The organism is Luteolibacter sp. Populi (assembly GCF_040801775.1).
Classification (GTDB): Bacteria; Verrucomicrobiota; Verrucomicrobiia; order Verrucomicrobiales; family Akkermansiaceae; genus Haloferula.
On sequence record NZ_CP161812.1, the window covers coordinates 1,816,439 to 1,841,988 of the forward strand.

General features: G+C 64.5%; 18 protein-coding genes. 6 read left to right on the forward strand and 12 right to left on the reverse strand.

Annotation, left to right across the window (positions count from 1 at the left end; all coding sequences use genetic code 11):
- The first annotated feature begins 113 nt into the window (after positions 1–113).
- On the forward strand, positions 114–1,397 hold the full coding sequence (gene argG, locus ABWK72_RS07130) for an argininosuccinate synthase (protein WP_367874099.1): 1,284 nt from the start codon (positions 114–116) through the stop codon (positions 1,395–1,397).
- 93 nt (positions 1,398–1,490) lie between these two features.
- Here argG and ABWK72_RS07135 read toward each other — a convergent pair whose 3' ends face one another.
- From ABWK72_RS07135 to grpE, 7 genes are all read right to left on the reverse strand, one after another.
- Positions 1,491–2,486, reverse strand: coding sequence for an NAD(P)/FAD-dependent oxidoreductase (locus ABWK72_RS07135; protein WP_367874100.1), 996 nt, complete (start codon positions 2,484–2,486; stop codon positions 1,491–1,493).
- A gap of 76 nt (positions 2,487–2,562) precedes the next feature.
- The gene (locus tag ABWK72_RS07140; protein WP_367874101.1) at positions 2,563–4,071 is read right to left on the reverse strand and encodes an exo-alpha-sialidase; all 1,509 of its coding nucleotides are present in this window, start codon (positions 4,069–4,071) and stop codon (positions 2,563–2,565) included.
- A gap of 211 nt (positions 4,072–4,282) precedes the next feature.
- Positions 4,283–4,678, reverse strand: a complete 396-nt coding sequence (locus ABWK72_RS07145) for a hypothetical protein (RefSeq protein ID WP_367874102.1) — start codon at positions 4,676–4,678, stop codon at positions 4,283–4,285.
- Between the two features lie 292 nt (positions 4,679–4,970).
- Positions 4,971–7,883, reverse strand: coding sequence for a hypothetical protein (locus ABWK72_RS07150; protein WP_367874103.1), 2,913 nt, complete (start codon positions 7,881–7,883; stop codon positions 4,971–4,973).
- A gap of 160 nt (positions 7,884–8,043) precedes the next feature.
- Positions 8,044–8,766, reverse strand: a complete 723-nt coding sequence (locus ABWK72_RS07155; RefSeq protein ID WP_367874104.1) for a 16S rRNA (uracil(1498)-N(3))-methyltransferase — start codon at positions 8,764–8,766, stop codon at positions 8,044–8,046.
- A gap of 185 nt (positions 8,767–8,951) precedes the next feature.
- Positions 8,952–10,079 carry a molecular chaperone DnaJ gene (gene dnaJ, locus ABWK72_RS07160; protein WP_367874105.1) on the reverse strand — a complete coding sequence of 376 codons (1,128 nt, stop codon included), beginning with the start codon at positions 10,077–10,079 and terminating at the stop codon, positions 8,952–8,954.
- A gap of 17 nt (positions 10,080–10,096) precedes the next feature.
- Complete coding sequence (gene grpE / locus ABWK72_RS07165; protein WP_367874106.1) at positions 10,097–10,642, reverse strand: nucleotide exchange factor GrpE; 546 nt, start codon at positions 10,640–10,642, stop codon at positions 10,097–10,099.
- 261 nt (positions 10,643–10,903) lie between these two features.
- Between grpE and ABWK72_RS07170 the strand changes: the two genes are divergently transcribed.
- A complete protein-coding gene (locus tag ABWK72_RS07170) occupies positions 10,904–11,383 on the forward strand; it encodes a ComF family protein (protein ID WP_367874107.1) in 480 nt (159 codons plus the stop codon).
- Positions 11,380–12,231: a putative addiction module antidote protein gene (locus ABWK72_RS07175; RefSeq protein WP_367874108.1), complete on the forward strand. Its 852-nt coding sequence runs from the start codon at positions 11,380–11,382 to the stop codon at positions 12,229–12,231. Before ABWK72_RS07170 ends, ABWK72_RS07175 begins: the two co-directional genes overlap by 4 nt.
- 40 nt (positions 12,232–12,271) lie before the next feature.
- Here ABWK72_RS07175 and ABWK72_RS07180 read toward each other — a convergent pair whose 3' ends face one another.
- From ABWK72_RS07180 to ABWK72_RS07190, 3 genes are all read right to left on the reverse strand, one after another.
- A complete protein-coding gene (locus tag ABWK72_RS07180; RefSeq protein WP_367874109.1) occupies positions 12,272–13,708 on the reverse strand; it encodes a PP2C family protein-serine/threonine phosphatase in 1,437 nt (478 codons plus the stop codon).
- A gap of 44 nt (positions 13,709–13,752) precedes the next feature.
- The gene (locus ABWK72_RS07185; protein ID WP_367874110.1) at positions 13,753–14,262 is read right to left on the reverse strand and encodes an STAS domain-containing protein; all 510 of its coding nucleotides are present in this window, start codon (positions 14,260–14,262) and stop codon (positions 13,753–13,755) included.
- A gap of 89 nt (positions 14,263–14,351) precedes the next feature.
- Positions 14,352–14,813, reverse strand: coding sequence for a hypothetical protein (locus tag ABWK72_RS07190; RefSeq protein WP_367874111.1), 462 nt, complete (start codon positions 14,811–14,813; stop codon positions 14,352–14,354).
- An 82-nt stretch (positions 14,814–14,895) separates the two neighbouring features.
- On the opposite strand from ABWK72_RS07190, the gene ABWK72_RS07195 reads away from it, so the two are divergent.
- The 3 genes from ABWK72_RS07195 (at position 14,896) to ABWK72_RS07205 (ending at position 17,808) form a co-directional block, all read left to right on the forward strand.
- On the forward strand, positions 14,896–15,420 hold the full coding sequence (locus ABWK72_RS07195; protein ID WP_367874112.1) for a Fur family transcriptional regulator: 525 nt from the start codon (positions 14,896–14,898) through the stop codon (positions 15,418–15,420).
- Between the two features lie 216 nt (positions 15,421–15,636).
- Complete coding sequence (gene argH / locus ABWK72_RS07200; protein WP_367874113.1) at positions 15,637–16,995, forward strand: argininosuccinate lyase; 1,359 nt, start codon at positions 15,637–15,639, stop codon at positions 16,993–16,995.
- 84 nt (positions 16,996–17,079) lie between these two features.
- Complete coding sequence (locus tag ABWK72_RS07205) at positions 17,080–17,808, forward strand: hypothetical protein (RefSeq protein WP_367874114.1); 729 nt, start codon at positions 17,080–17,082, stop codon at positions 17,806–17,808.
- A gap of 7 nt (positions 17,809–17,815) precedes the next feature.
- Here ABWK72_RS07205 and ABWK72_RS07210 read toward each other — a convergent pair whose 3' ends face one another.
- Entirely contained in the window at positions 17,816–18,469 is a 654-nt protein-coding gene (locus ABWK72_RS07210) for a hypothetical protein (RefSeq protein WP_367874115.1), read from the reverse strand.
- A 78-nt stretch (positions 18,470–18,547) separates the two neighbouring features.
- Positions 18,548–25,303 carry a hypothetical protein gene (locus ABWK72_RS07215; RefSeq protein ID WP_367874116.1) on the reverse strand — a complete coding sequence of 2,252 codons (6,756 nt, stop codon included), beginning with the start codon at positions 25,301–25,303 and terminating at the stop codon, positions 18,548–18,550.
- Between the last annotated feature and the right edge of the window lie 247 nt (positions 25,304–25,550).

Consider the following 25,550-nt stretch of genomic DNA (forward strand, 5'->3'; position numbering starts at 1 on the left):
AGAGGGATTGGAAATGAGCCCCCTCCCCTCGATCAGCTGCCTTCATTCGGAATTCGGAAATTCGTCATTCGGCATTGCCCGTCCGGGCCCTCCGTGCTGTCCTCCCGCCCGCCATGAAAATCGTCGTCGCCTATTCCGGAGGCTTGGATACCTCCGTGCTGCTTCTCTGGCTCAAGGAGAAGTACAATGCTGAAATCATCGCCTACTGCGCGGATGTCGGTCAGGGCGACGAATTGGACGGCCTTGAGGCCAAGGCCCTCAGCACCGGTGCCTCGAAGTGCTACATCGGCGACCTCAAGGAGGACTTCGCCGCGAACTTCATCTTCCCGATGATCCAGGCCGGCGCGATCTACGAAGGCCGCTACCTCCTCGGCACCTCGATCGCCCGCCCCTGCATCGCCAAGGGCATGCTCGAAGTCGCCCTCAAGGAAGGTGCCGACGCGATCGCCCACGGCGCCACCGGCAAGGGCAACGACCAGGTCCGCTTCGAGCTCTCCGCCGCCACCCTCGCGCCGAACGTGAAATGCATCGCCCCTTGGCGCGATGCCTCCTTCCGCGCGCAGTTCCCCGGCCGCACCGAGATGATCGCGTATGCCGACGCGCACAATATCCCGATCAAGGCTTCCATGAAGAAGCCCTACTCGATGGACCGCAATCTCCTGCACATCTCCTTCGAAGCCGGCATGCTGGAAGACCCGTGGTATGACGCCACCACTCCCGCAGACCGCGAGATGTATGTCCTCTCCGTCGCCCCGGAAGACGCGCCGGACCAGCCCGAATACGTGGAGATCCTCTTCGACAAGGGCATCGCCATCGGCATCAAGCACGACAACCTTGACGCCCTCGTCACCGAACTCGGCGACATCATGTCCTTCGGCCAGCAGGACGGCTACGGCCTCTTCTCCGCGTATGGCATCATGCGCCTCCTCAACCTGCTCGGCGGCCGCAACGGCGTCGGCCGCGTCGATATCGTGGAGAACCGCTTCGTCGGCATGAAGTCCCGCGGCGTCTACGAGACCCCCGGCGGCACCATCCTCCTCGCCGCTCACCGCGACCTCGAAGCCCTGACCGTGGACCGCGAGGCCATGTTCATCCGGGACGGCCTGATCCCGAAGTATGCCCAGCTTGTCTACAACGGCTTCTGGTTCGCCCCCGAGCGCGAGGCGATCCAGGCGCTCGTCACGCACACCCAGCAGACCGTCTCCGGCGAGGTCCGCGTGAAGCTCTACAAGGGCAACGTCATGAACGCCGGCCGCAAGAGCCCGCACAGCCTTTACTCCGAAGCCATCGCCACCATGGAAGGCGGCCAGGAAGCAGCCTACAATCAGGACGACGCCACCGGCTTCATCGCCCTCAACGCCCTGCGCCTGAAGGCCAGCGCGCGGCAGAAGAAGTAACGCCGCTCTCCAGAGCCACGAACATGAGAGGCTGCAACTCCGGTTGCGGCCTCTTTCTTTTATGGGCAGCTGTTCCATGCCGGGCGCAGCGACTCACCCCAGCTTTGCCACATCCAGTTCCCCCTCGATCCCCGCCTCTCCTTCCAACCAGGCATTCAACCGCTCCGCCACCCCCGGCGCATACAGGGAGCCCTTCGACCCCAGGCCGTTGAAAACCACGCGGCCATCGGCCAGCGCACCGATCACCGGCTGGCTCTTCCGCACGATCGGCCGGATTCCCGCTTCATGGCCGGTGACCTCGAATTCCTCCCCGCCTAACAGGCGCAAGATCTCCCCGATCCTGGCCCGGCCTTCCGGCGTCGGCTTCCCGTCCAAGACCTCCCACCCATAGGTCGAGCCGGCCTTGAAGCAGCTTTCCCCCACCGGCACCAGCCAGCCCCCACCGCCAATGAGAATCCGGTCCTCCGGCCATGCCGCCCGGACTGTTAGAATCTCCCCCTTCGCACAACGGTGCTGCCCGAGCCGCCCCGCCATCAGGCCCGCCGCGCCCTCGCAGAGCACCCGCGTTCCGTCCGCCTGCGCCTCTTTCCGCGCCGCCGCGAAGTAGTCCCGCGTGCCTTCACAGAACTCCCGCGTCGCCACCCTGCCGCCGCCCTTCAGGACCACCGCCGCCCGCCACCCGGGGACATCCTCGTCCACCCTCTCGACCCACTCCGCCGCCCCCTCCAGCTTCCCTGAAACCTTCGCCCACTCCTTCTCCCCCACCAGCCGCCACACCGGCAGGGGAAACCACAGCCGCTTCCCTAACAAATCCTCGGCGCGCCGGTAGAAATCCACCGCTTCCGGCAGGAACTCCCCCAGCCGCCAGCTCACGCTGAAGTTCATCCCCGTCACCGGGTTGATCAGGCCCGCCGCCATCCGCGACGAGGCCCCCTCGCGGTCATCGTCCGCCCACGCAAACTCCTGCCCGCGGAAGTGCCGCTGCCAAGCCAGGCAGCAACCCGCCAAGCCCATGCCGGTGATGTGAATTGCCCCCGGATCTTCGATGCCCAGAGCCTCCACCAATCCCGCCCGGGCACCAATCTTCAAATCACGCTACTCCCACCGCGGCAATGTCCGCCCTTCATATTCAAAATCTCAAATCTGAAATCTGAAATCGCAGATCTCAGATCTCATCCCCCAACCTCAAAAAGTACATCGTCCCCTTCCCCTCATAGATCACCCCGACCTTCTCCTCATCCACTGGCGCGAGACAGGAATACCCGAACCCCGCCCGCGAATCGTAGAGCCACTGCTTCTCCACCGGCCAGCTCAGGCCCTGGTCATCCGAGCGCTTCAAGGTCATCATCTCCCGCCCCTTGCTGGTATCCGGATTCGAGAACCACAGCGCTCCCTTCCACTCCAACAAACTCGCCATGCACACCGGCTCGCGCAGTGCCTTGCGATCGCTGGCATGCAGCTCCCATGTCTTCCCCAGATCCCGCGTGACCGCCACCGTCCGCGAGCCGCCGCGGTTATCCCGGCAATTGATCATCACGCCGCCGTCCGCAAGCTCGGCCACCTGCGCCTCGGTCGTGTCGCTCTTCACCCCGCTGCCCACTTGCCAGCTGCTGCCGCCGTCCTTGGAGGAAATCAGCGTCGACCACGGCTTGCCATCCGCCGCGCGATACTGCGCGGCAAACACCAGCGTGCCGTCCTTCATCGCGATCCCCGCGCCCGGCCCGTTGAAGAACAGCCGCCACGCCGGGTCCTTCATCTGCGCGGTGAGATTCACCGGCTTCGACCAGCTCTTGCCGTCGTCATCGCTGTGCGCCAGCACCAGTTGCCCGGTCTCCTCCGGCGTCATCCCGGGCCCCGAGCCATTCCAGCCGCGGTTGCCATGGCTCCACAGCGCCGCCAGCCACAGCCGGCCCGTCTTCGGATCACACAAGATCGCCGGATCGCCCACCCCGTCGTGGCCGTGCTTCGGATCGTCCCCCATGTCGATGGCGACCCGCATCGGCTCCCAGGATTGCCCGCGGTCGGTCGAGCGCGATACGCCGACATCGATGTTCGCAGGCAGGTCCCCGCTGTGGTCGTAGCGGATATCGTAGACCGCCACCAGGGTCCCCGCCTTGCTGCGCACCAGCCCCGGGATGCGGTAGCTCTTCGAGCGGTCGTCGCCCGGCAAGCGCACCGCATAGCCGATTCGCTGCGCCCCCGGCGGCGAGACCACTTGCGGCTCCAGCTTGTCACCCGCCGTGGCGGAGAACAGACCGGCGTCGATCCGGTGATCGAGCGAAGCCTCTTCCGTCAAGACCGCGGAGATCCAGAACCAGTGCTCCCCCGGAGCCATGCGATGCTTCGCCTTTAGAGAAATCCGCTCCGCCGCCCGGGACCCTTCCGCGATCACCTCGCCCGGGGCCGCCGCCGGATTGGCAGTTCCCGGCCGCACTTCGAATTTCGCGATGTCCGCCATCCGCGTCGTCCCGCCGAAGCCGATCTCCAGCCCGCTCAACACGGCGTCGCCCTCGCTTCCGGTCACGGTGATCTTGAAGCCGAGCACGGGATTGAACTTCTCGCGGATGAACACCGGACACACCGGCTGCACCGTCTCCACGGCAATCATCTTAGCCGGAGACTCAGCGGCCAAGGGCAGCACCGCAGCAAACAGGAGCAGGAAGGAACGGATCACCGGGCAAATCATCTCCCCACGTTACGCCCTCGCGACATCCCGACTTTCCGGTCGGTTCTCCAGACCGGTTTGGAAGGTGGTCCGCACAGTCCTCTGTGCGGCCGAGCGGTCCCTCGGTTCCGCTTTACCCGAGGCATTCGGTGGATGCGGCTTCAAAGGACCACTCGGCCGCACAGAGGACTGTGCGGACCACCTTTTTCCGGCCCCCCCTTCACCCCTCCCCGGTCGTTCCCGGTAGTGCGATCACCTTGTCCTTGGCGACCCGTCTCAGTCCGAGTTCGCAGGCATGGATCACCCACTCCTCCACCGTGAAATGCGCCTCAAGCGCCGCCCGCGAGTAGTCCCGGAAGGTGGCCAGATCCACCTCCACGCTGAAGATCTGGGACTGCGGCTCATCCCGCCCCTTCCGCTGCTCGATTCCTGCCAAGCGGTCGTCCTCCATCAAGCGCCCGATCAATGCCCGCGTCGCCAGGGGGACTTCCTTCGGGCTCGACAGCCAGTTGTCCACCGTCCGCTTGCTGATGTTCCCACATTGAGCCGCAAGCCATTGGCGGTCCCGACCGGTGGTCTTTAACCACTCTTTAATGTCTTCTTTGCTTGGCTTCACGAGGAGCGAATACACCGGGTAGTGCATCCTGTCGATGTCATTATTCGCTATGAGGTGAATTCCGCCGAATATTAGATACACTTCAACGTGCAAATTCGGTGCATCCTGAATGTAAACCAATACTCCAATAGATCCGCTTGGCTTCGTCCGATCCGTCCGACCTCCTTAGGGGAATGAGACGGATCGGACAGGCGGGAAGGCAAAGGAAACGTTTCCTATTCTCCCTCACCACTGCCCTCCTTGTCCGGTCCGTCCGACCCCCCTAGGGTGGTCGGACGGATCGGACAGGCGGCTACTCCTGCTCGATCTGCCAGCGCAGGAAGCGGTTCCGCTCGCCCTTGGGGGCGCTGGCGGTGATGCGGCCGGCCTCGATCACGATCTCCACGCCATCGGAGGACCAATCGCCCAAGTTCTCGCTCCACTGCGCGCCGTAGACGATGCCCTCGCGCTGCACGGGGAGGTCACGGGAGATGGCGATGCGCTCCACGGCCACCGCGAGTTGGTCCGGCACGCGGTCGCTGACGGCGGGATCAAGGGAGAAGGCATACTCGATGCCGTCTGCCACGCCGTCGCGGTCCTGGTCGCCGTCGAAGCTGAGGTTGAGGCCCGGGAACCCGGTCTCCGCCCAGCCGGCGAAGCCTGCGGGGAGGGAGGGTTCGGGAGTGGCGGAGGAAGGGCTGACGGTGAGAGCGGGACCCCACCCGCCGGAGATGAGGCCGGTTATGGATCGCATCCGCAGGCGCATGGTCGCGCCGTGTGCGAGGGGCTGGCCGGCGGTGGCGGCGTCCAAGCGCACGTGGCTGGCGGCCAGGCTGACGTTGCTTTCGTTGCGCGAGAGCAGGGCGGCGGAATTCGTCACCGTGATGTCGTCGATAAAGACGCCGGAGGACTTCGCGTTCCACTTCAAGTTCTTGCCGCCGGCGACATTGCGGATGGCGAAGCGTATGCGGATCGGACGGTCGGCGTAGGAGGCGAGGGAAACGGTCTGTTTGAGGACCTTCTTCTCGGCCTTCTGCAGGCCGGGGAGGTTCCAGAGGGAGGTCCAGGTCGCGCCTTCGTCGGTGGAGACCTCGGCGTGGAGGCGGTTGGTCTTGCTCATCCCGCCGCGGCGGACCCAGAACTCGAGGTTGCTGTTGGAAGCAGGCAGGATCTGGCGGTTGATCGAGAAGCTGTCCTCCGCATCGGCGGTGGTCGAGAGACCGAGGCGGAAGGCCTGCTTGCCGCTCTTCATGAAGCCCTTCAAGTTACTATAAACGGAGTAATTGGAGACCGCCGGGACGATGGTGGCGCTGGTGGTTTCCGCGCCTTCCGTCCAGTTCGAGGGTCCGAGCCGTGCGACTTCCAGCTTGTAGCCGGTGGCGGTCACGTCGGGGACGAAGTTGTAATTCGCCCCGCTGAGCGGCGGCGCGGCCGGGCCGGAGAGCTGGAGGGGACCGGAAGGGGTGACGACCTTGGCCGGGCCCCAGGGGAAGGCCTTGCCACCGAGCACGGCGCGGGCGCGCAGCCACCACTCCTGCCCGCCGGATAGCGAGGTGGCGGCGGTGGCGGCATTGAAGGCGAAGGTGGTCAAACCCGGCGCGGCGACGGTGGCGGTGCGCTCCAGCCAGGTGCAGTCGCTGGTTGTGAGGTCATCGATGAAGACGCCGGTCGGCTGCGAAGGATAGTCCTGGTGGGAGTAAAGCGCGGAGGCCGGATCCGACAGGTAGAAGCGGAAGCGCACGCGGACGGGTCCGGCGGGCAAGGCGAGCGAGGCTGCTTGGAAGGCGGCATCGCCCGTGCCACCGAGGCCGGAGTAAAGCGAGCCCAGGGAGCTCCAGGTGAGTCCGCTGTCCACGGAAGTCTCGACCGCCAGCTTCGTCGCCCCGGTCATGAGGCCGCGGCGGAACTGGAAGTTCAGCTTGCCCGCGGCACCGGGGATGATGTCGCGGTCGAGCTCCATGATCTGCTCGGGCACGCCGTTGATGAAGGGATCGTAGCGGCTCGGGAAGGTCAGGCGGAAGGCCTTGCTGCCGGACTTCACGTAGGTGGCATTGGACGCGCGGAAAGGGTAGCCGCCGCTGGTGCGGTCGATGACCGTGGTGGCCGGGCTGTCCTCGGCACCCTCGCTCCAGGTCGCCGGCTTGCGCAGGAAGAAGCCCGCCTGCATCTCCCCGGCACCGGCCACCGCGCCGAGCTGATAGGTGGCACCGGAGGTCGGCGGCATGGAGGAGCCGGTAATCTGCGGGATTTCGGCGATCTTTTCGGGATCGATGAGAGTGACCGTCCACGAGCGCTGCGGAGGGATCCCCGCGCCCTGGATGTTCGAGACGGTGACATTCCACGAGATATCGGCGCCCACCGCCTTCGAGGAAGCCGCGGCGGGCACTTGCCAGATGATCGCGTTATCGCCGTAGCCAGCGCGGCGGGAGACGACGGTGGTGGTGACCGGAGCCCCTGCGCCATTGGTCATGCTGACCGTCGCGGCGGAGAAATCCGCTCCCGGATAAGAAAGCGACCAATAGGGCGTGTTGAGTTTCGCGGGGAAGTAACCCTTCGGCGGATAGCTGGCGAAGACGGGATCCGCGCTGAAATCGATTTCACTCGACCGCGGCATCACATAGAGCGAGTTCGAGGGCGGAAGGATCTTGTTGTTGGTGAAGGCACCGGGAGTATCGCCGGTGGCGAAATCGGTGGAGCCCTGGAAGAGCATCCAGCGGCGATGGCCGGCATCGGTGTTCCAGTTGGAAGTGCCCATCACGTCTTCCTTCGCATAGGCATCGAGCGCGCCGGGGCCGAAGAAGCCGAGCGAGAGGTTGCCATTGCGGTTGGCATTCCACGCGGCGGGAGTCCAGGCCACGCAGGTCGGTGCCGGACTATGGCTGAGGCCGCCATTGCCCGGATAGGTGCGCACGATCATCAGCGCGGAGCGCTGCGAGGCGGCGGTCTTGGTGGTTAGGGCGGGGACTTGGAAGAGGTCGTCCGTGGCCAAGCGCACGGTGGCACCGGTATTCACACGGACGTTCGCCGGGATCCCGCACATCGCGCGGAGGTAGTTCAGGCGGCGCTCGACATCGCCGGTGAAGGCTGCGGATACGGTCCCCTCCGCCCCTGCGGCCTCGGAATTATAGTTCCCCGTCCAGGCGACGCGGTTCTGATAGCCTTCCGATGCCATGTAGATGGCATGATAGAAGGACACGACTTCATTCCGGTCCGAGGTATCAACCACGAAGCCTCGCGTGGGCGCGGAAGATTCCGCGCCTACGGCACAAAGAAGGCTAGCTAGGATGATGCAAGGGACCGGTCGAAGGGAATTCGACCGCTGGGACAGCACGCATTCATGATATTACGGAACCCGCGACAATCAAACGGAATTTTTAATAAACACCCTACGCAAACTCGTACCTCAGGGCCGATATTCCAAAAAAAGCGGCGGTCTCCGCGCGTAGGACAATCAATCCCAAAGTGGCTGCTTGGAAGCCTGCGGCAATGGCTGCGGCTGCTTCATCTTCAGTGAAATCGCCCTCCGGTCCGATTAGGAGGGCGGCCTGTCCGGGAGCCGCGAAAGCGCGGAGGATTTCCTTAAGCGGGCGGGTCCCGGGATAGAGGGATGCGACAATTTTGATACCTTCCCCGGCATGCGGGAGCCATTCGGCGAAGGTTTTCGGGGGCTCGATGCGAGGGATCAGGTCCTGGCCACATTGCTTGCAGGCTTCGAGCGCGACACGCTGCCACTTGGCGGCCTTGCGGTCGGCGTCGTCCTCATCTACCTGGACAATGGTGCGGCGGGTGATGAGGGGCTGGATCGAGGAGACGCCAAGTTCCACGGCCTTCTGGACGATCAGGTCCATGGTCTTGCCCTTCGGGACCGCTTGGGCGAGGCAGATGGCGGGGCGGAGCGGCGGGGCTTGGACGGGCTCGCCGAGGAGGAGGCGGATTTCGGATTTGGAAACCGTGGTGACCTCGGCGGGGGCGGAGCGGCCGAGGCCGTCGAAGACGGTGATGCTGTCCCCGGAGCGAAGGCGCATGACCTGGGCGGCGTGCTTGGCCTCTTCCCCGGTGAGGGCGGGGTTGGTGAGCCAGGCTTCGGGAGGGAGGTGGAAGCGGGGCATGGCGGCGGGAGCAAAGTTCCAAGTGAAAAGGACCAAGTGCCAAGTGAGAAGGACCAAGTGCCAAGTGAGAAGGACCAAGTGCCAAGGAAAGAAAGGCGGGTCCAGGACATCATCTGACCGGACCCGGAGTGCCGCGCTCTTTTCTTGGCACTTGGTCCTTCTTACTTGGCACTTTCGCGCCCGCCTCAGAGGTCGAAGAACCTTCTCGCCTTCTGGAAGAAGGATTCCTGCATGGGCGAGTTTTGTTCGCCGATGGATTCGGAGAAGGCGCGGAGCTTGTCCTGCTGCTCGGTATTGAGGCGGGTGGGAACCTCGACCTGGACGCGGACGTGGAGGTCGCCCTTCTTGTGGGTATTGAGGGCGGCGACGCCGCGCTCGCGGAGGCGGAAGAGGGTGCCGCCCTGCGTGCCGACGGGGATCTTGATGGAGGCCTCCCCATCAAGGGTGGGCACTTTCAGTTCGCCGCCGAGGGTGGCGGTGCTGAAGGGCATGGGGACCTCGCAGAAGAGGTCGCTGCCCTCGCGCTCGAAGACGTCGTGCGGCTTGACGTGGAGGAAGACGTAGAGGTCGCCGGCCGCGCCGCCGCGGACGCCGGCATCGCCATTCCCGGTGGAGCGCAGGCGGGTGCCGTCTTCGACGCCGCCGGGGATGCGGATCTTGATGCGGCTGGTCTTGTGCTTGCGGCCGTCCCCGCCGCAATTGCCGCAGGGATCGGTGACGGTTTCACCGGCGCCGCGGCATTCCGGGCAGGTGGTCTGCTGGATGAAGATGCCGGCCTGGCGCGCGACCACGCCGCGGCCGCCGCAACTGGTGCAGGGCTTGGTGCTGCCGCCGCTCTTCGAGCCGCTGGCGCCGCAATTCCCGCAGGGGCCGAAGTGCTCGATCTCGAGTTCCTTCTCGGCACCACGCGCGGCTTCTTCCAAGGAAATTTCGAGGTCGTAGCGGAGGTCGCTGCCGCGCTGCTTGCCGGTGTTCTTCCGTCGGCCGCCGCCGAAGAATTCCTCGAAGCCGCCGCCAAAGGCGCTGCCGAAGACCTGCGAGAACAGGTCCATGGGATCCACGTGGGACCCGCCTCCTCCGCCGCCCGCGAATGCCTGGTGACCGTAGCGGTCATAGGCGGCGCGCTTGTCGGGATCGCTGAGGGCTTCGTAGGCCTCGCCGAGTTCCTTGAACTTGTCCTCGGCCTCGTGGTCGCCGGGGTTCTTGTCCGGGTGGAACTTCACCGCCATCTTGCGGTAGGCCTTCTTGATCTCCTCCGGGCTGGCCTCGCGGGCGACGCCCAGGATCTCGTAGTAATCGCGCTTCGCAGCCATGGGGTCAGTCAGTCAGATCAAGCTTCGGTGTCGGGAGCCTTTGCCACCACCACGGTGGCCGGGCGCAGCAGGCGATCGCGCAGCATGAAGCCGCGGCGGTGGACGCGCAGGACGGTGTCCGGCGTGGAGTCCGGGGCGACTTCCTGGGAGACGGCCTCGTGAAGGTTCGGATCGAAGGGCTTTCCCTCGGCCGGGATCTCGGTGACGCCCTGGCCGGAGAGGAAATCGTTCAACTGGCGGCGGACCATGTCCATGCCGATGTAGATCATGGAGGACTTGTCCTGGGCGGCGGAGAGCATGCCCATCTCGAAGTTATCGATGACGGGCAGGATGTCTTCCAAGAGGCCTTGGTTCGCATAGCGGATCGCGTCCTCGCGTTCGCGGGCGGAGCGCTTGCGGAAGTTGTCGAGATCCGCGGCGGTGCGGACGGCGAGCTCGCGCCACTTGGCCACATCGGCCTCAAGTTCGGCGTACGGGTCGCCATCGAAAGCTTCGGCCACCGGGCCTTCGGGGGTATTCGGATCCGCGGCATCCGCGAAATCTTTGTCGTCCTCGGGAGTCATGCGCGGCGTTCCTGCCACCGGGAGGGGTGGGAGTCAACCCCGGGGGTTTGATGGACGATTTTGAGGAATCAAGTGGGTTGGTCGTTGAAGCCAAGTGGTTCGACCTTGCTTGTGCTCCCCCCATGTTTATGGTTTCAGCAATAGACGATGGCGGTTGTTGAGGTAAATCCCCAAGAGATTTCAGGGCTTTGGAGGAAGGGCTTCGCCCTTGATTTCCATACAACGAGCAGCACCCCCATAGGGGAAAATCAATTTGGGCACATGCAGTTCGATACGCAGCGTCCGCCAATTGCCGAGCTTCTCTTTCGTTTGAAGTATCGCAACGAGCAGAATGCAGCGGTCGACATCATCGAAACCTGCGCGAGGTTTCTCCTCCCTGCTAGCCAAGGATTTGACCTGATTGTTCCCGTTCCGCCCTCGACTCCGCGTGCAAGTCAACCGGTCGTTCTTCTTGCAACCGGTATCGGCAAAGAGCTCAAAATTCCTGTTGCGAGTTGCATCGTTGCGACTCGGCCAACTGCTCAGCTCAAAAGCGTTACGGACCCAGACGAACGAAAGAGGATTCTTGAAGGGCTTTATGCCGTCGATGATATCCAGACAAGTAGGAAGAACATTCTTCTGTTTGACGACCTCTTCAGGTCAGGCGCAACCATGAACGCCATCACCAAGATTTTGCTAGATGCTGGCAAAGCCAACACAGTCAGTGTTCTGACGATCACAAAAACTCGGCGAAACCAATGAACACAATATTCATCGGAGGTTCGCGTCACGTTTCGCGCTTACCGGAAGAAGTTAGGAAGCGGTTGGACAATGTTGTGGCGAAAGGCCATCAAGTCGTTGTCGGGGATGCCAATGGTGCTGACAAGGCTGCACAAAAGTACTTCCTAGATTCTCACTACGAGAAAGTCACCGTCTTTTGCTCGGGTGACAAACCTCGAAATAATCTCGGCTCGTGGCAGATCCACCCCGTTCATCCACCGAAGAATGCGAAAGGCTTTCAATTCTATGCCGCAAAAGACCGTGAGATGGCCCGCAAGGCGGATTTCGGCCTAATGATATGGGACGGCAAGAGTCCCGGCACCGTACTGAATGTCTTACGTCTTATTCAGGCAGGGAAAATTTCGGTAATTTTCAACGTCCCCGAAAAAGTGGTGGTCAACATAAAGCTTGCAAGGGAATGGCAAGCTTTCCTCACTAAATGTAGCCCATCACTTCGTTCGGAAATTGCGGAGCGTGCAACTCCCGAGGAGCGAGCTGATATCGAGCTGGGAGATCAGCCTAATCTTCCTCTTGCGCTTGGCCCTTCATCGCCATCAACACCGTCGAAAGAGAATATTACGATGTTGAACATGGCTCTAGCATCTGGCGACCCAACGAAGGCGCTTGAAATGCTTAGGATCATTGGACAAGAGATTGAAACAGGAAAATTTGCTTCCGAGGCGGGTATGTTTGCACCCCTGAATGCGGACAAGTCTCCGGCATTTGCCTCGTTCGTCAAAGTGCTGACTTCGCTTGGACTTCGCCTACAAGCAGAGCTGTCGCCCCCGCCCCCCGCTCGTTCCCGATCGATGCCACGCGGTGCAGGCTGATCTGCCTCCCCGATATTCTCTGAAATTCGGGATTTTCAAATCACCGCTTCTCCATCGCCACGAGGGTGATGTCGTCGGCTTGCTTGGCTTCGCCGACGAACTTGGCGAGTTCCTTCTCGACGCTCTTGATGGCGGCTTCGGCTCCGAGGGGGGCGTTTTCGCGGAAGGCATCGCGGAGGCGGTCCATGCCGAATTCCTCGCCGCCGGGGTTGGTGGCTTCCTTCACGCCATCGGTGTGGAAAAGCAGGCAGTCCCCGGGGTTCATGTGGATGCGGTGGGCCTTGGTGACGCGCTCGAAGACGTCCCCGCCATCGATGCCGAGGGCGAGGCCGGGGGGCTTGATCAGGATGACGGTCTTTTCGACGGCGCGGTAGAGCAGGGCGGGGTCGTGGCCGGCACGGGCGAGGTCGACGTCGCCGCCTTCGCCATCGATGATGGCGTAGTAGAGGCTGATGAACATGTCCTCCTTGATGTCCGGGAAGATCTGGCGATTGACGCGGCCGAGGGCCTCGGCGGGATCCTCGTGGGCGCTGGCGAGGGAGCGCAGGACGCTGCGGCACATGGCCATGATCAGGCCGGCGGCGACGCCCTTGCCGGAGACATCGGCGATGACCACGCCGTGGCGGCCCTCGCCGAGGTCGAGGTGGTCGTAGTAGTCGCCGCTGATGATGCGGGCGGGCAGGTTCATGCCGCTGACGCGGTAGCCGGGGACGACCGGATCGCCGGGCGGGAGGAGGACGCGCTGGACCTCGCGGGCGTTGCGGAGTTCGCCTTCCATCTGGCGTTTCTCGCTGGCCTCACGGTGGACCAGGGCATTGCCGATGGCGAAGGCGGACTGCTCCGCGACGGTGCGGAAGACGGCGAAATCATTCGCGGTGAAGGCGGGATCGTCGCGGTTGCGGGTGACGGCGAGGACGCCGAGGTCCTTGCCGCCGTGGCGGAGCGGGGCGACCAGGACGGAGACATCGCCGCCGTAGCGGCTGAAATCGTCGCGGAAGGATTCGTGGGCCTTGAGGTCGGGGATGTGGAGGGCCTCCCCGGCGGAGAGTGCGGCACCGAAGATGCCTTCGTCGGCGGGGACTTGGGCGAGGCGGAGGTGGCTATCGAGGGCGCGGCGGTCGGTCTCGGCTTTCTCGCGAATCTCCACCGGGAGGCCGACGAGGGGCGGGCAGTGGATGGAAAGATAGCGCGGCTTGAGGGCCTGGCGCGAGTCGTCGAGCAGGTAGAGGGCTCCGCCGCGGGCGGCGACGACCTTGGTGACGCCATCGACGATCAGGCGGTAGAGCCCGGTCATGGTGGTATCGCTGCCGATCGCGGAGCCGAGGTCGTGGAGGAAGGCGAACATGCGCTCCTCCTCGCCTTCGAAGGCTTGCAGTTCGTCGTTCTTCGAGCGGAGCTGGCCCTTCAGTTTTCGGAAAACCAGCAGCAGACCGATCAGCGCGATCGCCAGCAAGAGATAAGGGACGTAGGGCGGCATTTCAGCGCAGGCACCCTCTTAATCTGCCTTTCCTTCGCCTTCGGCTACCTCTTTTTCGAGGATTCCGACGACACCCGCAAACTTGCGGGCATTCTCCGCATTCGCGGAGGAGAGGATCTTGTGCGATTCCAGCACGTGCTTGGCCCGGTCCAGCATGCCGGGGGGCGGCCCAGGAGGTAGGGCTCGAGGAGGCCCCTGACCTCGTTGGCATGGCCGCGCCAGAGGGCGGCCGGCGGGTCGATTTCTAGGAGGCAGTCGAGCCCGAGGTCTTCGAGGGAATTGCGGTTGCGCTCTCCTGCCCCGGCGATCTGGACGCCGCCGGTGGCCCCCAATTTCGACAGCCGGGCGGAGAAGCTGGCGAGCTGGCCCATGAAGGTGGAGTCCATGCCGGTGCAGGCCTGGAGGTCGATGACGAGACATCGTTCCCCCGCGGCGATGCGATTTTCGGCGCATTCCTTCATCACCGGACTCGTCACGAAGGAGCCTTTCCCCACGCAGCGAATCCAGGTGAACCCGTCGAATACTCCGACCAGAATAGCGTTTTCCAAACTCACGAGAGAGGGACCAGACCTACTTGAGACCGCATTACAATAAGTTCCTCCTAGGCTTGCGGTCAACCGCGCATCGCTAGGAAAGGGGGCTTTTATTGCCACAAATAGGACTGCCGGGAGGCGACCTCGCGGCCCTCGCGGTAAAGTTTGCAGCGCCAGGCGAGGACCTTGCCCCCCTTCTGGTAGGAATCGCCGGTGATGGAAAACTCGGCCCGGCCCTTGGCTTCACCGGCGGGAATGGCATGGACCATCTTCTTCACGCGGCTGCCGGTGAGGCCCTGCTGGTACTCGAAAACGATCTCGCCCGGGGTGCCGCCGGAATCGTCATTCCAGAGGATGGTGTAGTAGTAGCCGAGGCGCTGGCCCTGCTCGCGGATGCCGATGGCCCCGTGCATGCGGCGCTGGTATTCGCCATGGATCATCGGGTCGTCGCCCTCGTCGGAGGCTCCGATTTCGCGGATGTGGAGGGGCCGGATGTCCAGCACCTGGGAGCCGCCGCAGGACAGAAGGGCGAAGGCAGGGAGCAGGACCGCGAGGGGTTTCCAAAGCTTCATCGGCCCGCATTCAATCAAGCCGCCGCGCCTTGCCAACCCGTAAAATCGGATAGGCGCGCTTCGCTCTTCCCCGCCGGGTGAAATGCCCGCTAAGCTGGGCGGCGTGGAACAGGCCATCCTCGACCGACTCGACACGTTCATCCGCAAGAAGGGACTGCGGCGCACCCCGCAGCGTGACGCGATCGTGCGCACGGCCTTCGCCAGCGACGATCATTTCACGTCGGAGGAGCTTTTCGACCGCTCGCGCAAGGCGAATGCGGGGGTTTCCCGGGCGACGGTCTACCGCACGATTTCCCTGCTGGTGGAGGCGGGGCTGCTGCACGAGATCGACCTGGGCGGCGACCTGAAGACCTACGATCCGAATTTCATCGAGAAGCCGGCGCACAATCACCTGGTGTGCATCGATTGCGGGAAGGTGGTGGAGTTCGCGGACTCCCATCTGGAAGTGCTCAACGATTGCCTGACGCGGCGGATGGGCTTCCGGCCGATGCGGCAGTCGATCAAGATCGAGGCCTGCTGCGAGCAATTGCGGACGAAGGGGGTGTGCCCGAATTTGATCAAGGCGCGAGTGACTGGTAAGCGGCTCCCCACGAGGAAGAAAGGGTGAGGGGAAATGACGAATTTCGAATTTCCGAATGACGAATGACCAGTGAGTGAGAGGGACTGCTGGCGCCTGGTGCCGGCAACCTTCTTTCTTCGACACACTTCATTCGTCATTCGGGAATTCTGAATTCGTCATTTCTTCAGCCCGCTTCCCTCAGCGCTCGGAAATTCTGAATTCGTCATTGCCTGCCCCCATCCCCTGCCCGCTACTTCCGCCGCCATGTGGAAAGGACGCTTTGCCAAGGATACTTCGTCGCTGGTGCAGGAATTCGGGGAGTCGATCAGCTATGATTGGCGCCTGTATCCGCACGATATCGCGGGCTCGATCGCGCATGCGCGGGCGCAGAAGACGGCGGGGCTACTGACGGCGGAGGAATTTTCGCAGATCGAGAGCGGGCTGCTGGCAATCCGGGACGACATCGAGGCCGGGCGCTTCGAGTTCAAGACTTCGCTGGAAGACATCCACATGAACGTGGAGTCGGAGCTGACCAAGCGGATCGGGGCGGCGGGGGCGAAGCTGCACACGGCGCGCTCGCGGAATGACCAGGTGGCGACGGATACGCGGCTCTACACGCGGACGGAGATCGAGATTTTATTAGAGGCGATCGGCGGCCTGCAGGGTGCGCTTCTGGATCGCGCGGAGAAGTATGCGGGCACGGTGATCCCGGGCTACACGCATCTCCAACGCGGGCAGCCGGTGACGGCAGGCCACCATCTGCTGGCCTATGTGGAGATGCTGGAGCGCGACAAGGGGCGGCTGGCGGATGCGCGGAAACGGCTGAACATTTCACCGCTGGGCTCGGGGGCGCTGGCGGGCTCGACGATCAACCTGGACCGCCGGGCGATCGCCGCGGAGCTGGGCTTCGACGGGGTGACGACGAACTCGATGGATGCGATCGCGGACCGCGATTACATCGCGGAGACGCTGTTCGCGATCGGGCTGTGCGGGGTACATCTGTCGCGCCTGAGCGAAGACTTGATCCTGTGGTGCACGGCGGAATTCGGTTTCGTCGCTTTCTCCGATGCGCACACGACCGGTTCCTCGCTGATGCCGCAGAAGAAGAATCCGGATGTGTGCGAACTGACGCGCGGCAAGACGGGGCGGCTGGTGGGGAATCTGATGAACCTGCTGGTGGCGGTGAAGGGTCTGCCGCTGACTTACAACCGCGATCTTCAAGAGGACAAGCCGCCGCTCTTCGATTCCATCGACACGCTCAAGCTGGTGCTGGCGGTGAATACCGAGATGATCGCGGCGATGGAGCTGCGCGAGGAGCGCTGCCTGGCGGCGGCGAGCGATCCGATGCTACTGGCGACCGATCTGGCCGATTGGCTGGTGAAGCAGGGTGTGCCCTTCCGGCATGCGCACGAGCTGGTGGGCAAGGCGGTGGCGGAGGCGGTGAAGACGGGCGTGCCGCTCGACAAGCTGGACCTGGCGAAGATCGATCCGGTTTACACGGAGGACGCGAAGAGCGTCTTCGACCTGCAGCGGGCCCTGGCGGCGCGGACAAATCCGGGCTCGCCATCGGTGGCGAATGTGAAGGCGGAAGTCGCGCGCTGGCTGGCGGTCTTGGGAAGCTGACGGGTTGTGACATTTCCGACGATTGGAAATCTTCACGTGGATTTCACTTCATAGGAATCGCGCCGGGAGATATATGTCCGCGTGATGAAAGCGAAATCCTTCCTCTTCGCCCTCCCCTTTCTCCTCGCTAGTTCCCTGATTGCCGGACCGGTTCTGGAAGTCCGCAATGCCGAGGGCAAGGCGCTGCAGATCCAATTGATCGCGGTGGAGGGGGAAAACGTGGTCTTCTCGACCACCGGCAAGGACGTGAAGGAACACACCCTGGCGCTGGCGAAATTCGATGGGGCTTCGCAGGAGAAGTTGCGCGAGGCGGGCAAGGCGCTGCCGCCGCGGCTGCCGAAGCTGGACATCGATGTCTCGATCTCGAACCGCCGCGACAAAAAGGGCTACTTCATGGTCGAGCAGGTGGTCTCGTCGAAGGTCAAGCTGCGCAATCTGAGCACGCAGATCCCCTACCCGGCGGCGAAGGGCTATGTGGTTTACTTCGGGCAGGACCGGCGCAACCCGGGGATGTTCAAGGTGATGGGGAACAAGAGCTTCGATTTCTCGATCGAACCGAACAAGGCCTTCGAAACCGACGTGCTCGGCTTCAAGACTTCCTACGACAGCGATAACAAGGGCGCGGGGAATATCGGTGGCTACCAGTACGAATGCTACGTGCTGGTGCTGACGAATGCGGAAGGCAAGGTGCTGGCGACGAAGACCACGGACGGCAGCCTGCGCACGGCGATCGACAAGGATGTCTCGAAGGCCGAGCGGTTGGTGAAGATGAACGTGGACCAGGTGCTGAACAAGGAGCTGGAAGCGAATTGAATCGCTCTCAAAGCAGGTTCCTGGAACGCAACCATTGGTCGAGGAGGACCAGATCGCCCGGGAGAAGATTCACCATCAGGACGTTCGAATTCAAGATGACGGCCGTTGCACCCTCGGGAAATCCCACTCCGATGTCCTTCAGGTGATCCTTGATGGGTTTGCCTGAATCCGAGGAGCCCAAGATACCGGCGGCAACCGGATTACGGGTCAATTTCCATCGGTAGGTCAGCAGCTTGCTGCCCTTGTTAACGATTCCCGGCGGCTCCTTGAGCCAATGATCGAGGCGGGTTTGAATGCGCGCGTTGATCTCGGGGGACTTGGCCGCACCAGCAATCTTGCGCAGGGCCGAGTCAACTTTGGGTTGGATACGCCAATAATGGATAATGAAGGTTGCATCCCGCTGGGAATTGATGCCGCCACCTTCCGGCCATCGCCCGCCTTCGAAAGCTTTGAGATCGTTTTGCTGAAGTTTCAATACTTCGAGGTTACCGGCTGCCTGGGCCTTGTCGCGTTCGAGCTCGAGGGCCTTGCGGTAGTTGTCGCGGAGCTCTGTTAGAGGTGCCTCGGCGGCGGCGATCTGCTCGTCCAGCGAGGGTTTCTGGGCGACAGCGGAAGCCGCGACAAAAAATGATGCAAGAATGGAGCGGACGATCATGGCCATGGGGGTGAAAATCTGCTCTCGGAAAATCGGCGGGGAGTCAATGGCAAAGCGGCGCTGACGCAACGAGCCAGTGCTGTATCACGCCGCGCTCCGCACCGAGCGGGTGGTGATGACAACGGCACCGAGGATGCAGACGATGAGGGCGTAGAACCAGCCGCTGCGGTGGTCGGGTTCGATGTCGAGCTTCAGGATCATCGCGTCGCGGCCGTCGACTTGGACGCTGCGCTTGAAGTCGAGGACGGTGCCGGTTTCGCCGAGAGTGACGTCGAGCGCGGCGGGCGCGGGATCGGCGACGAGTTGGGTGGCGAGGCGTTCGCCCATCGCTTTCATCGCGGTGTTCTCGTCGACGCTGTTGCCCTCTAACAGGCGGTCCACTTGCTTGGGATCGTAGTTGAACTTGCCCTGGAGGAAGGGGTTCTCCTGGGCGGCGCGTTCGAGCTGGGCATTGCCGAGGACGACCTCGGAGCGGTTGTCGAGATACATGCGCTGGCGGCGGGTGTTGAGGGCGAGGGTCGCCTGCTGGGCCTTGAGATTGCCGAGTTGGACGCGGGCGTCCTCGTTCGAGGCCTCATCGAGCAGGCCGTTGCGGGCGGCCTTGCTGAGGGCCTGGCCGGCCTTTTCCTGCTCGCCCTCGCGGAGCCACTCGTTGGCTTGGTCGAGGAGGGCGACGGCGTCTTTCTTGCCGGCGGCGCGCTTGCGGGAGACGAAGCTGCCGTAGTCTTCGATGCCCTTGGCGGCCTGCTGGCGCTTGAGGTCGAAGTCGCCGGAGCTTTTCGCGAGGTGCCAGCCCTTGGGCAGGATGACGCGCCAGGAGAGGTCTTCCAAGGGGACGTCGAGGCGGGGCCCGAGCAGGGTCAGGTTGCTCGCGGGCATGGCGTAGACGAAGCGCACGGAGGCGGGGCGATTCCCTTCGGGGGCGGGATAGACGTGGAACTTCCACATGTCGCCATCGCGGACCAAGGGCACGCCGTCCTCGTTGACGATCACGCTGAAGAGCTTGGCGCCTTCCGGCAGGGTCAGGCTGAGCGTACCCTTCTCGGCGACGCGCACGGCGAGATCGACGGCGGTGAGGGCGGTGCCCTTCGGCGAGATCAGGGTGGTGAGGGTGCCCTTTTCGACGCGCAGCTTGAGGGCTTCGCGGACGCCGTGGCGCTTGAGAGTGAGGGTCAGCGGGCCCTCGGCTTCGGCGACGCGGAAGACCTCGGCGGGGGCTTCGGCATTCTCGCGAAGGGCTTCCGGGACGACGCTCCATTCGCTGCGCTGCCAGCCGCGCGGTTCATTCCGGCTGACGATTTCGAGCCGGCCACCGCCGCGGATGGCGACGAAGTACGTGCTCTGGCGTACTTCCACCGGGATCAGCGGCGCGATGTCCACGGTCTCGCCGGGAGTCTGGCGCTGGAATTCAACATCGACGACGGTCTCCCCGGCAATGCCGCGCTGGAAGCGGATCTCCCAGAGGTTTTCCTCGCCCGCGACGGGCACGAAGTCACCGACGGCCGGGCCGCTTGCGCGGACGGTGGCGGCGGCCCCGGCATCGAGGCCGGGGATGCGGACGCGCAGGGCTTTCATCGCGGCGTTCTCGATCTTGTAGAGGATGCGGGCGCGGGAGAGGGTCTGGCCCTCGCGGAGGGTGACCTCGTGGAGGACCTTGGCGGTGATCCAGGGATCGAGCTTGGCGATGGCGAGGGAGAGCGCCCAATCGGCCTGGAGGAGGCGGAAGGCGAGCGCGTTCGGGCGGATCGCGCCGGACTCGCGGGTATCGAGGGTCGAGACCTTGTCGCGGGTGACGGCGCGGACCTGGAAGCCGCGGTCGGGGACGATGGTGAGGGTGCCGGTCTGGCGCGAGGCTTCGCGCAGGGAGACGCGGGGCACGGCCCAATTCGCCTGCGCGCCGGGCGAGGGTGCGACGAGGGTGATCGCGAAGGCCTGCTCACCGATGGTGCGGCCGCTGAGGTGGAGATTGAGCACGCGGGCCTGGTCTTCCTGCGACTCCGCCCAATGCGCGAGGGAGGGGCCGGTGACCGACTCGATCTCGAAGCCCGCGGGAATTTCCAAGGCGAGCTTGAAGACGCCGGCGCGGGTGATCGAGGCGGCGAGATCGATGCCGAGGACCATGCGATCCTCGCCGAGCGAAAGCGTCTGGCTGGTGGTGGCGCGGATCTCGGGCGCGACCGGTGTGACCTTCAGGGTCAGGCCGGCTTCACCGCCGGCGTGGCGGAAGGCGCGGTGGAGAACAGCGAGCGGCTTGCCCTCGCGGTCGCGGGGCAGGAGAGCGGCGCTGAAGTCGTCGAGGTTCACGTCGCTCATGCCCTTGGCGATGACGGATTCGGCCTGTGCTTCATCGCCGAAGGCGAGGCCGATCAGGCCGACGGCACCGGCCGCGCCTTTGATTTGGAGCGGGGCAAGGGCGAGGTCCACGGGCAGGGCGGCGGTGCCGCGCTGGGTGGCGACGGAGACGGTGAAGGGCTGGTCCTGGGCGGGCTCGATGGCGATCTTCAGCTCGCGGGTCTCGGGATTGAAGCGCCAGCTTCCGGCGGGACCGCCCGCGACCTCGCCGACGGTGAAGCCTTCCGGGATCACGGCGAGCAACTCGCGGACGACGCCGCGCGAAGGACGCACCGCGATCATGTGGCGGCCATTCACCACGCCGGGGCCGGGCAGGTAGAGGTCGGAGATTTCCACGTAGAATTGGGTCTGCTCGCTGGCGGCATCGCGCTGCTTCGGGCGGGCGCGGAGGACGGTATTTTCCGCGGGGCGCAGGACGAGATCGGCACCGCTTTCGCCTTGGGCATCGAGCGGCACGACCTTGGCGGCTTGAGGCGATTCGAAGTCCCAGCCTTCCTGATTCCAGCGCACGGCGACGCGTTGGACGGCGGCGGGTCCGGAGGGCAGGGCCCAGCCGCCTTGGGGATTCGGCAGCGGCATCTCGAAGGTTGCCTTGCCGGTCTTCTTGCCTTCATTGGTACTAACCAGATAGTAGGCCTCCTGATCGGCGTAGGGGGCTTTCACCACGCGCCAGCCTTCGCCCTGGAAGGCGGTGAGCACGGCGGGTGGCTTGAGCAGCAGGAAGCGCTCGTCGGCCTTGCCGCGGGCCTCGATCACGATCTCCCCGCTCAGGCGGCCCCCGGCGATGCGCCAGGTGTGGGACATCGATTCGGCGGCGCCCGCCGATTCGGCGGGTGGTGGTGGAGGAGTCTCGCCGCGGAGTTGGCCGAGCATGCAGATGAAGGCGAGCAGGGCGGTGACGGCGACCGGGCGGCGGCGGGCGAACATCGCGAGACCGGGGATCACCTTGATCAGAAGCAGGACTGCCCCGAAGCCCGCGAAGAAGGGCACCGCGCCCATGCGCTGCGAGAGCACGCCAAAGGCGATCAGGGCGAAGGCTCCGGGCACGGCGTAGTTCGCATAGCGCGAGCGGAAGAAGGCGAAGACCAGCAGGGCGATACCGGCGATGGCGAAGAAGATGCCCCAGCCATCGATCATCGCCAAAACCGGTGAGACGTTCCGTAGTTCCACCGTGAGCGGTTCGGAGGATGGCACGGCGGGCATGGCGAATTCCAGGGTCCCGATGTTCACGCGGCGTTCGTGGAGGGCGCGGAAGGCCAGGGCGGCGCAACCGGCAACGGCGATCGCGAAGCAGAGCACGCCGAGCAGGCGGAGGCGGAAGAAGCGCTGCAGGAAGAGGCCGAGGGCCGCGGCGAAGAGGACCAGCGCGGTGGGAGTGCGGGCGTTCGTAAAGATCCACTCGGAGCCGCTTTCCGTGAGAACGGGCAGGACCGGCTTGAGGCCGCTGCCGCGCGGGACGAGGCGGCGGTTCTCATCGCCGGTGACGGTCCATTGGCCGTAGACCAGCGGGGCGTCAAGGGTCGGCGCGGCAAGCACCGGGGCGGTGGCGCTCTTGCTGGCGATGCCGTAGCGGACCACGACTTCGATGGGATCGTTCGGGTCGGCCTTCGCGGGCAGCGGGACCACGGTCACCGCGCCGTCTTCGCGGGCATTCACGGTCGGGCCATCGACGCGGGCTTCCCAGAGTTCGGAGCTATCGGGCAAGGTGATGCGCAGGGCGGAGCGACCGCGGGACTTCACGAAGAAGCGGGCATCGGTCACGGCCTGGCCATCGCGCGAGACGCGGCTGGCGAGTTCGGCGCGATCCACCAGCAGGGATTCGGTTTCGCCGGCTTCGTAGCGGGTGATGTTCATGGCGAGGGAGACATCGCTGGCGGTGTATTGCCAAGCGGCGAGGGTCGGCGCGCTGCTGAGCTGGCGGTATTCGGCAGGGAGTTCGGAGGAATCGAGTTCCAGCACGGCACCGGCGGTGCGGGTGACCTTGGCATTGACCTGCAGCGGGCTGACAACCTGGACGAAGCCGCGCTCCGACTGAACATCGAGAGGCCGGATGTCCGCCAATTCGAGGTCGCCGCCGCGGGTACTCATCGGCTGCTCGAAGGTGACCAGCAGGGTGCCGGCACCGAGCAGCGGGCGGGTCAGCGGGATGATCAGGGCATCGCCTTCCTCGCGCTTGTCGAGGCCGACGTTCTGGCCGCTGACCTCGACCTTGCCGAGGGTCTTCGGCACGCGGATCTTCCATTGGGTCGCAGGCGCACCGACGACGAAGTAATTGATCAAGACGCTGCCGGAGACGCCGCCTTCCTTGATCGAGTAGAGGTGGAAGACGTCTGCCTGGATGCTCTGGCCGAGGGCCTCGACGCGCATGGTGGCGCTCCATGCGCCCTCGCGGATGCGGAAGGCTTGCTGGAGTCCGGGCTGCTTCTTCGGGAAGTAGTCGGGCGGGGTTTCGGCGAGGCCATGGGTCGCGCCGGGGACGATGCGAAAGCCGGCGGTGGCGACGACGCCAAGGTAGCCGCGGGAGGACTTCGCGCCGGAATAAAGGAGCACCGGCAGGACCCAATCTCCCGGGCCAGCGGCGAGCCCTTTTTCAAGGCGCAGGCTGACGAGCTGGCGGCCGATCATCGCTTCGCGGAAGAGGATCTTGAGATCCTGGCGGCCGTCCTTGACCTCGCTGGCGAGGGAGTAGTCGGCGACGGCTGCGCCCGTGACGCCGGCGACAACGAAGTCCGCGGGGACCTGTACGGTCCACTCGCGCAGCGGGGCTTCGCGGATATCGAGTTCGATATCGGCGAGGATGCGGCGGTCGGTCTCGGCGAGTTCGTGGATGGTGACTTCGGTCACGGAGACTTCCGGTAGCACCTGCGAGGCGCGGACCTCGTAAGCGTAGTCCGGGGAGGGGAAGCGATAGACGAAGGCCTGGCGGAAATTTTCATCCGGCTTCACCCAGGGGAACTGCGCGGGCGAGAGCTGCATCAGCCCGCGGGCTTCGGCGACTTCGAGGCGGACCGCGCCTTCATTGGCGACGCGCAGGAAGCCACGGTGGCTGAGCGCGCCCTGCGGCGAGAAGTGGATCGGCTGGAGGGTAACGGGGAAGGCCCCGATGGAGGATTGGGCCTCGATCACGATATCGCCTTCGACTTCGATCGGGCGGCTGAGGCGGACATCGAGCATGCGTGCGCCGCCTTCCTCGGCGACGCTCCAGGCGAGGACCTGCGCACCCTTCACAGCGAGGATCTCGCCGGGGCCATCGACGCGGATCTTGAGGGCATCGAGCTTGCCCTGGAGGACGCGGAAGGAGAGCTGGGCGTTGCGGCGGGCGAGGCCGGCACCGACGCGGGTATCCGAGACTTCGGTGCTGGTGAAGAAGAGGGCGCCCTCCCCTTCCTGGCGGCTATTTTTCCACGCGAAGGCGGCGCTGCCGGCGGCGGGCAGGAAGCCGGTCCACTTGCCATTGCGGCGCTCGGGGACCACCGCTTGCGAGGGATCGAAGGAGACGCCTTCCGGGAGTCCGGCGATGCTCAGTGGCACGACGGCTCCGCCGTGGAGCTTGAAGTCCGCGCCGCGCCAATCGCCGCGGCGGACGAGTGGGACCTCAAAGGCAAGTTCGATCGGGAAGGTGCCGAGCTTCTCGCCGACGAGTTCGTGGACGAAGCCCTCGCCTTCCTTGCGGAGGCGGGTGAACCAGCCCTCGCCGGAAGGAGCGCCGGAGAGCGCGGCATTCTCTAACAGGGTAATCGCTTCGCCGGGACGGGTGACGATGACTTCGCCGCGGAGGATGAAGGAGATGCCGGTGAGATCGGCGGAGGGGGTGCCTTCGAGCGAGGCATTCGCGAACTCGACCGGGCGGGCGGCGGAGCTTTTCAGGCCGATGACGACGCGGAGGGTGCCGCTGCCGGTGAAGAAGCGGTCGCGCATGTCTTGGAGGGGCTGGAGGCCGGTGGCTTCCTGCACGCGGGCGAGGGCGTCGGTGTCGTTGCGGATTTCGACGGTGGAAGAGAAACCGACCGCGGCACCGGCGGAGGGATGGAGGAGGTCGAAGGGCTGATTCGCCTTTTCCGCGGGGATCTCATGGCGGGCGGTGATGCTGAAAGTGAACTCCTGTGGCACTGGATCGGCAGCGCCGATGGCGGGCAGCGAGGGCTTCAGGTCGAGGAAGCGGCGGCCATCGGATTCCTGGCGGACGGTCCAGGATTGGAGGTTCTCGCCGGTGACGCCGGTGATCTCGCCCTCGCCATTGAGACCGATCGAGAGGATCTCCGGGCGACCCTGGTGGACGCGGAGCTTCGCGGTGATGGCGTGCTCGGTCCTGTTAGGGAAGGTGCTGATGACCGAACTCGTCTCCGCGGAGAAGAACAGCGGCACGGGCTTCTCCGGGAGCTTGGACGTCGGGATGAGGATGACGGAGTCGTCTTTCTCCTGCGCGGGTGCAAGCGGGAGAAGGAAGAGAGCCGAGAAGAGAGTAAGGGTTCTGCGCAGGGTGAACATGGCGTGAGAAGTAGCGCGGCTCTCCAGAGCCGCGGATGGGTGAAGGTGGAAGGGGTGGAAGCGGATCGGGCAGGTCGTTTTGTTAGAATCGCCGGTCGGCAGGTGAATTTGGGTAAAGGCCGCGTAAAAATTTGCGGCGTTGTTAGATCAGTCGTTCCCGCCCGAGCGGCAGCCCCGGGACCGCGGAGGCTCTGCCCCGCAGAGTGGTGCTTGACGGCCGTGAGCTCGCCGGGGCTTGCCGGATCCT

Bases quoted from the DNA above. Each gene is read 5' to 3' on its own strand.
- ABWK72_RS07195 (WP_367874112.1), top strand. From the start codon at position 14,896: ATGCCCGCTAAGCTGGGCGGCGTGGAACAGGCCATCCTCGACCGACTC.
- dnaJ (WP_367874105.1), bottom strand. From the start codon at position 10,079: ATGGCTGCGAAGCGCGATTACTACGAGATCCTGGGCGTCGCCCGCGAG.
- argH (WP_367874113.1), top strand. From the start codon at position 15,637: ATGTGGAAAGGACGCTTTGCCAAGGATACTTCGTCGCTGGTGCAGGAA.
- ABWK72_RS07215 (WP_367874116.1), bottom strand. From the start codon at position 25,303: ATGTTCACCCTGCGCAGAACCCTTACTCTCTTCTCGGCTCTCTTCCTT.
- ABWK72_RS07155 (WP_367874104.1), bottom strand. From the start codon at position 8,766: ATGCCCCGCTTCCACCTCCCTCCCGAAGCCTGGCTCACCAACCCCGCC.
- argG (WP_367874099.1), top strand. From the start codon at position 114: ATGAAAATCGTCGTCGCCTATTCCGGAGGCTTGGATACCTCCGTGCTG.
- ABWK72_RS07175 (WP_367874108.1), top strand. From the start codon at position 11,380: ATGAACACAATATTCATCGGAGGTTCGCGTCACGTTTCGCGCTTACCG.
- ABWK72_RS07205 (WP_367874114.1), top strand. From the start codon at position 17,080: ATGAAAGCGAAATCCTTCCTCTTCGCCCTCCCCTTTCTCCTCGCTAGT.
- ABWK72_RS07210 (WP_367874115.1), bottom strand. From the start codon at position 18,469: ATGGCCATGATCGTCCGCTCCATTCTTGCATCATTTTTTGTCGCGGCT.
- grpE (WP_367874106.1), bottom strand. From the start codon at position 10,642: ATGACTCCCGAGGACGACAAAGATTTCGCGGATGCCGCGGATCCGAAT.
- ABWK72_RS07180 (WP_367874109.1), bottom strand. From the start codon at position 13,708: ATGCCGCCCTACGTCCCTTATCTCTTGCTGGCGATCGCGCTGATCGGT.
- ABWK72_RS07190 (WP_367874111.1), bottom strand. From the start codon at position 14,813: ATGAAGCTTTGGAAACCCCTCGCGGTCCTGCTCCCTGCCTTCGCCCTT.
- ABWK72_RS07170 (WP_367874107.1), top strand. From the start codon at position 10,904: ATGCAGTTCGATACGCAGCGTCCGCCAATTGCCGAGCTTCTCTTTCGT.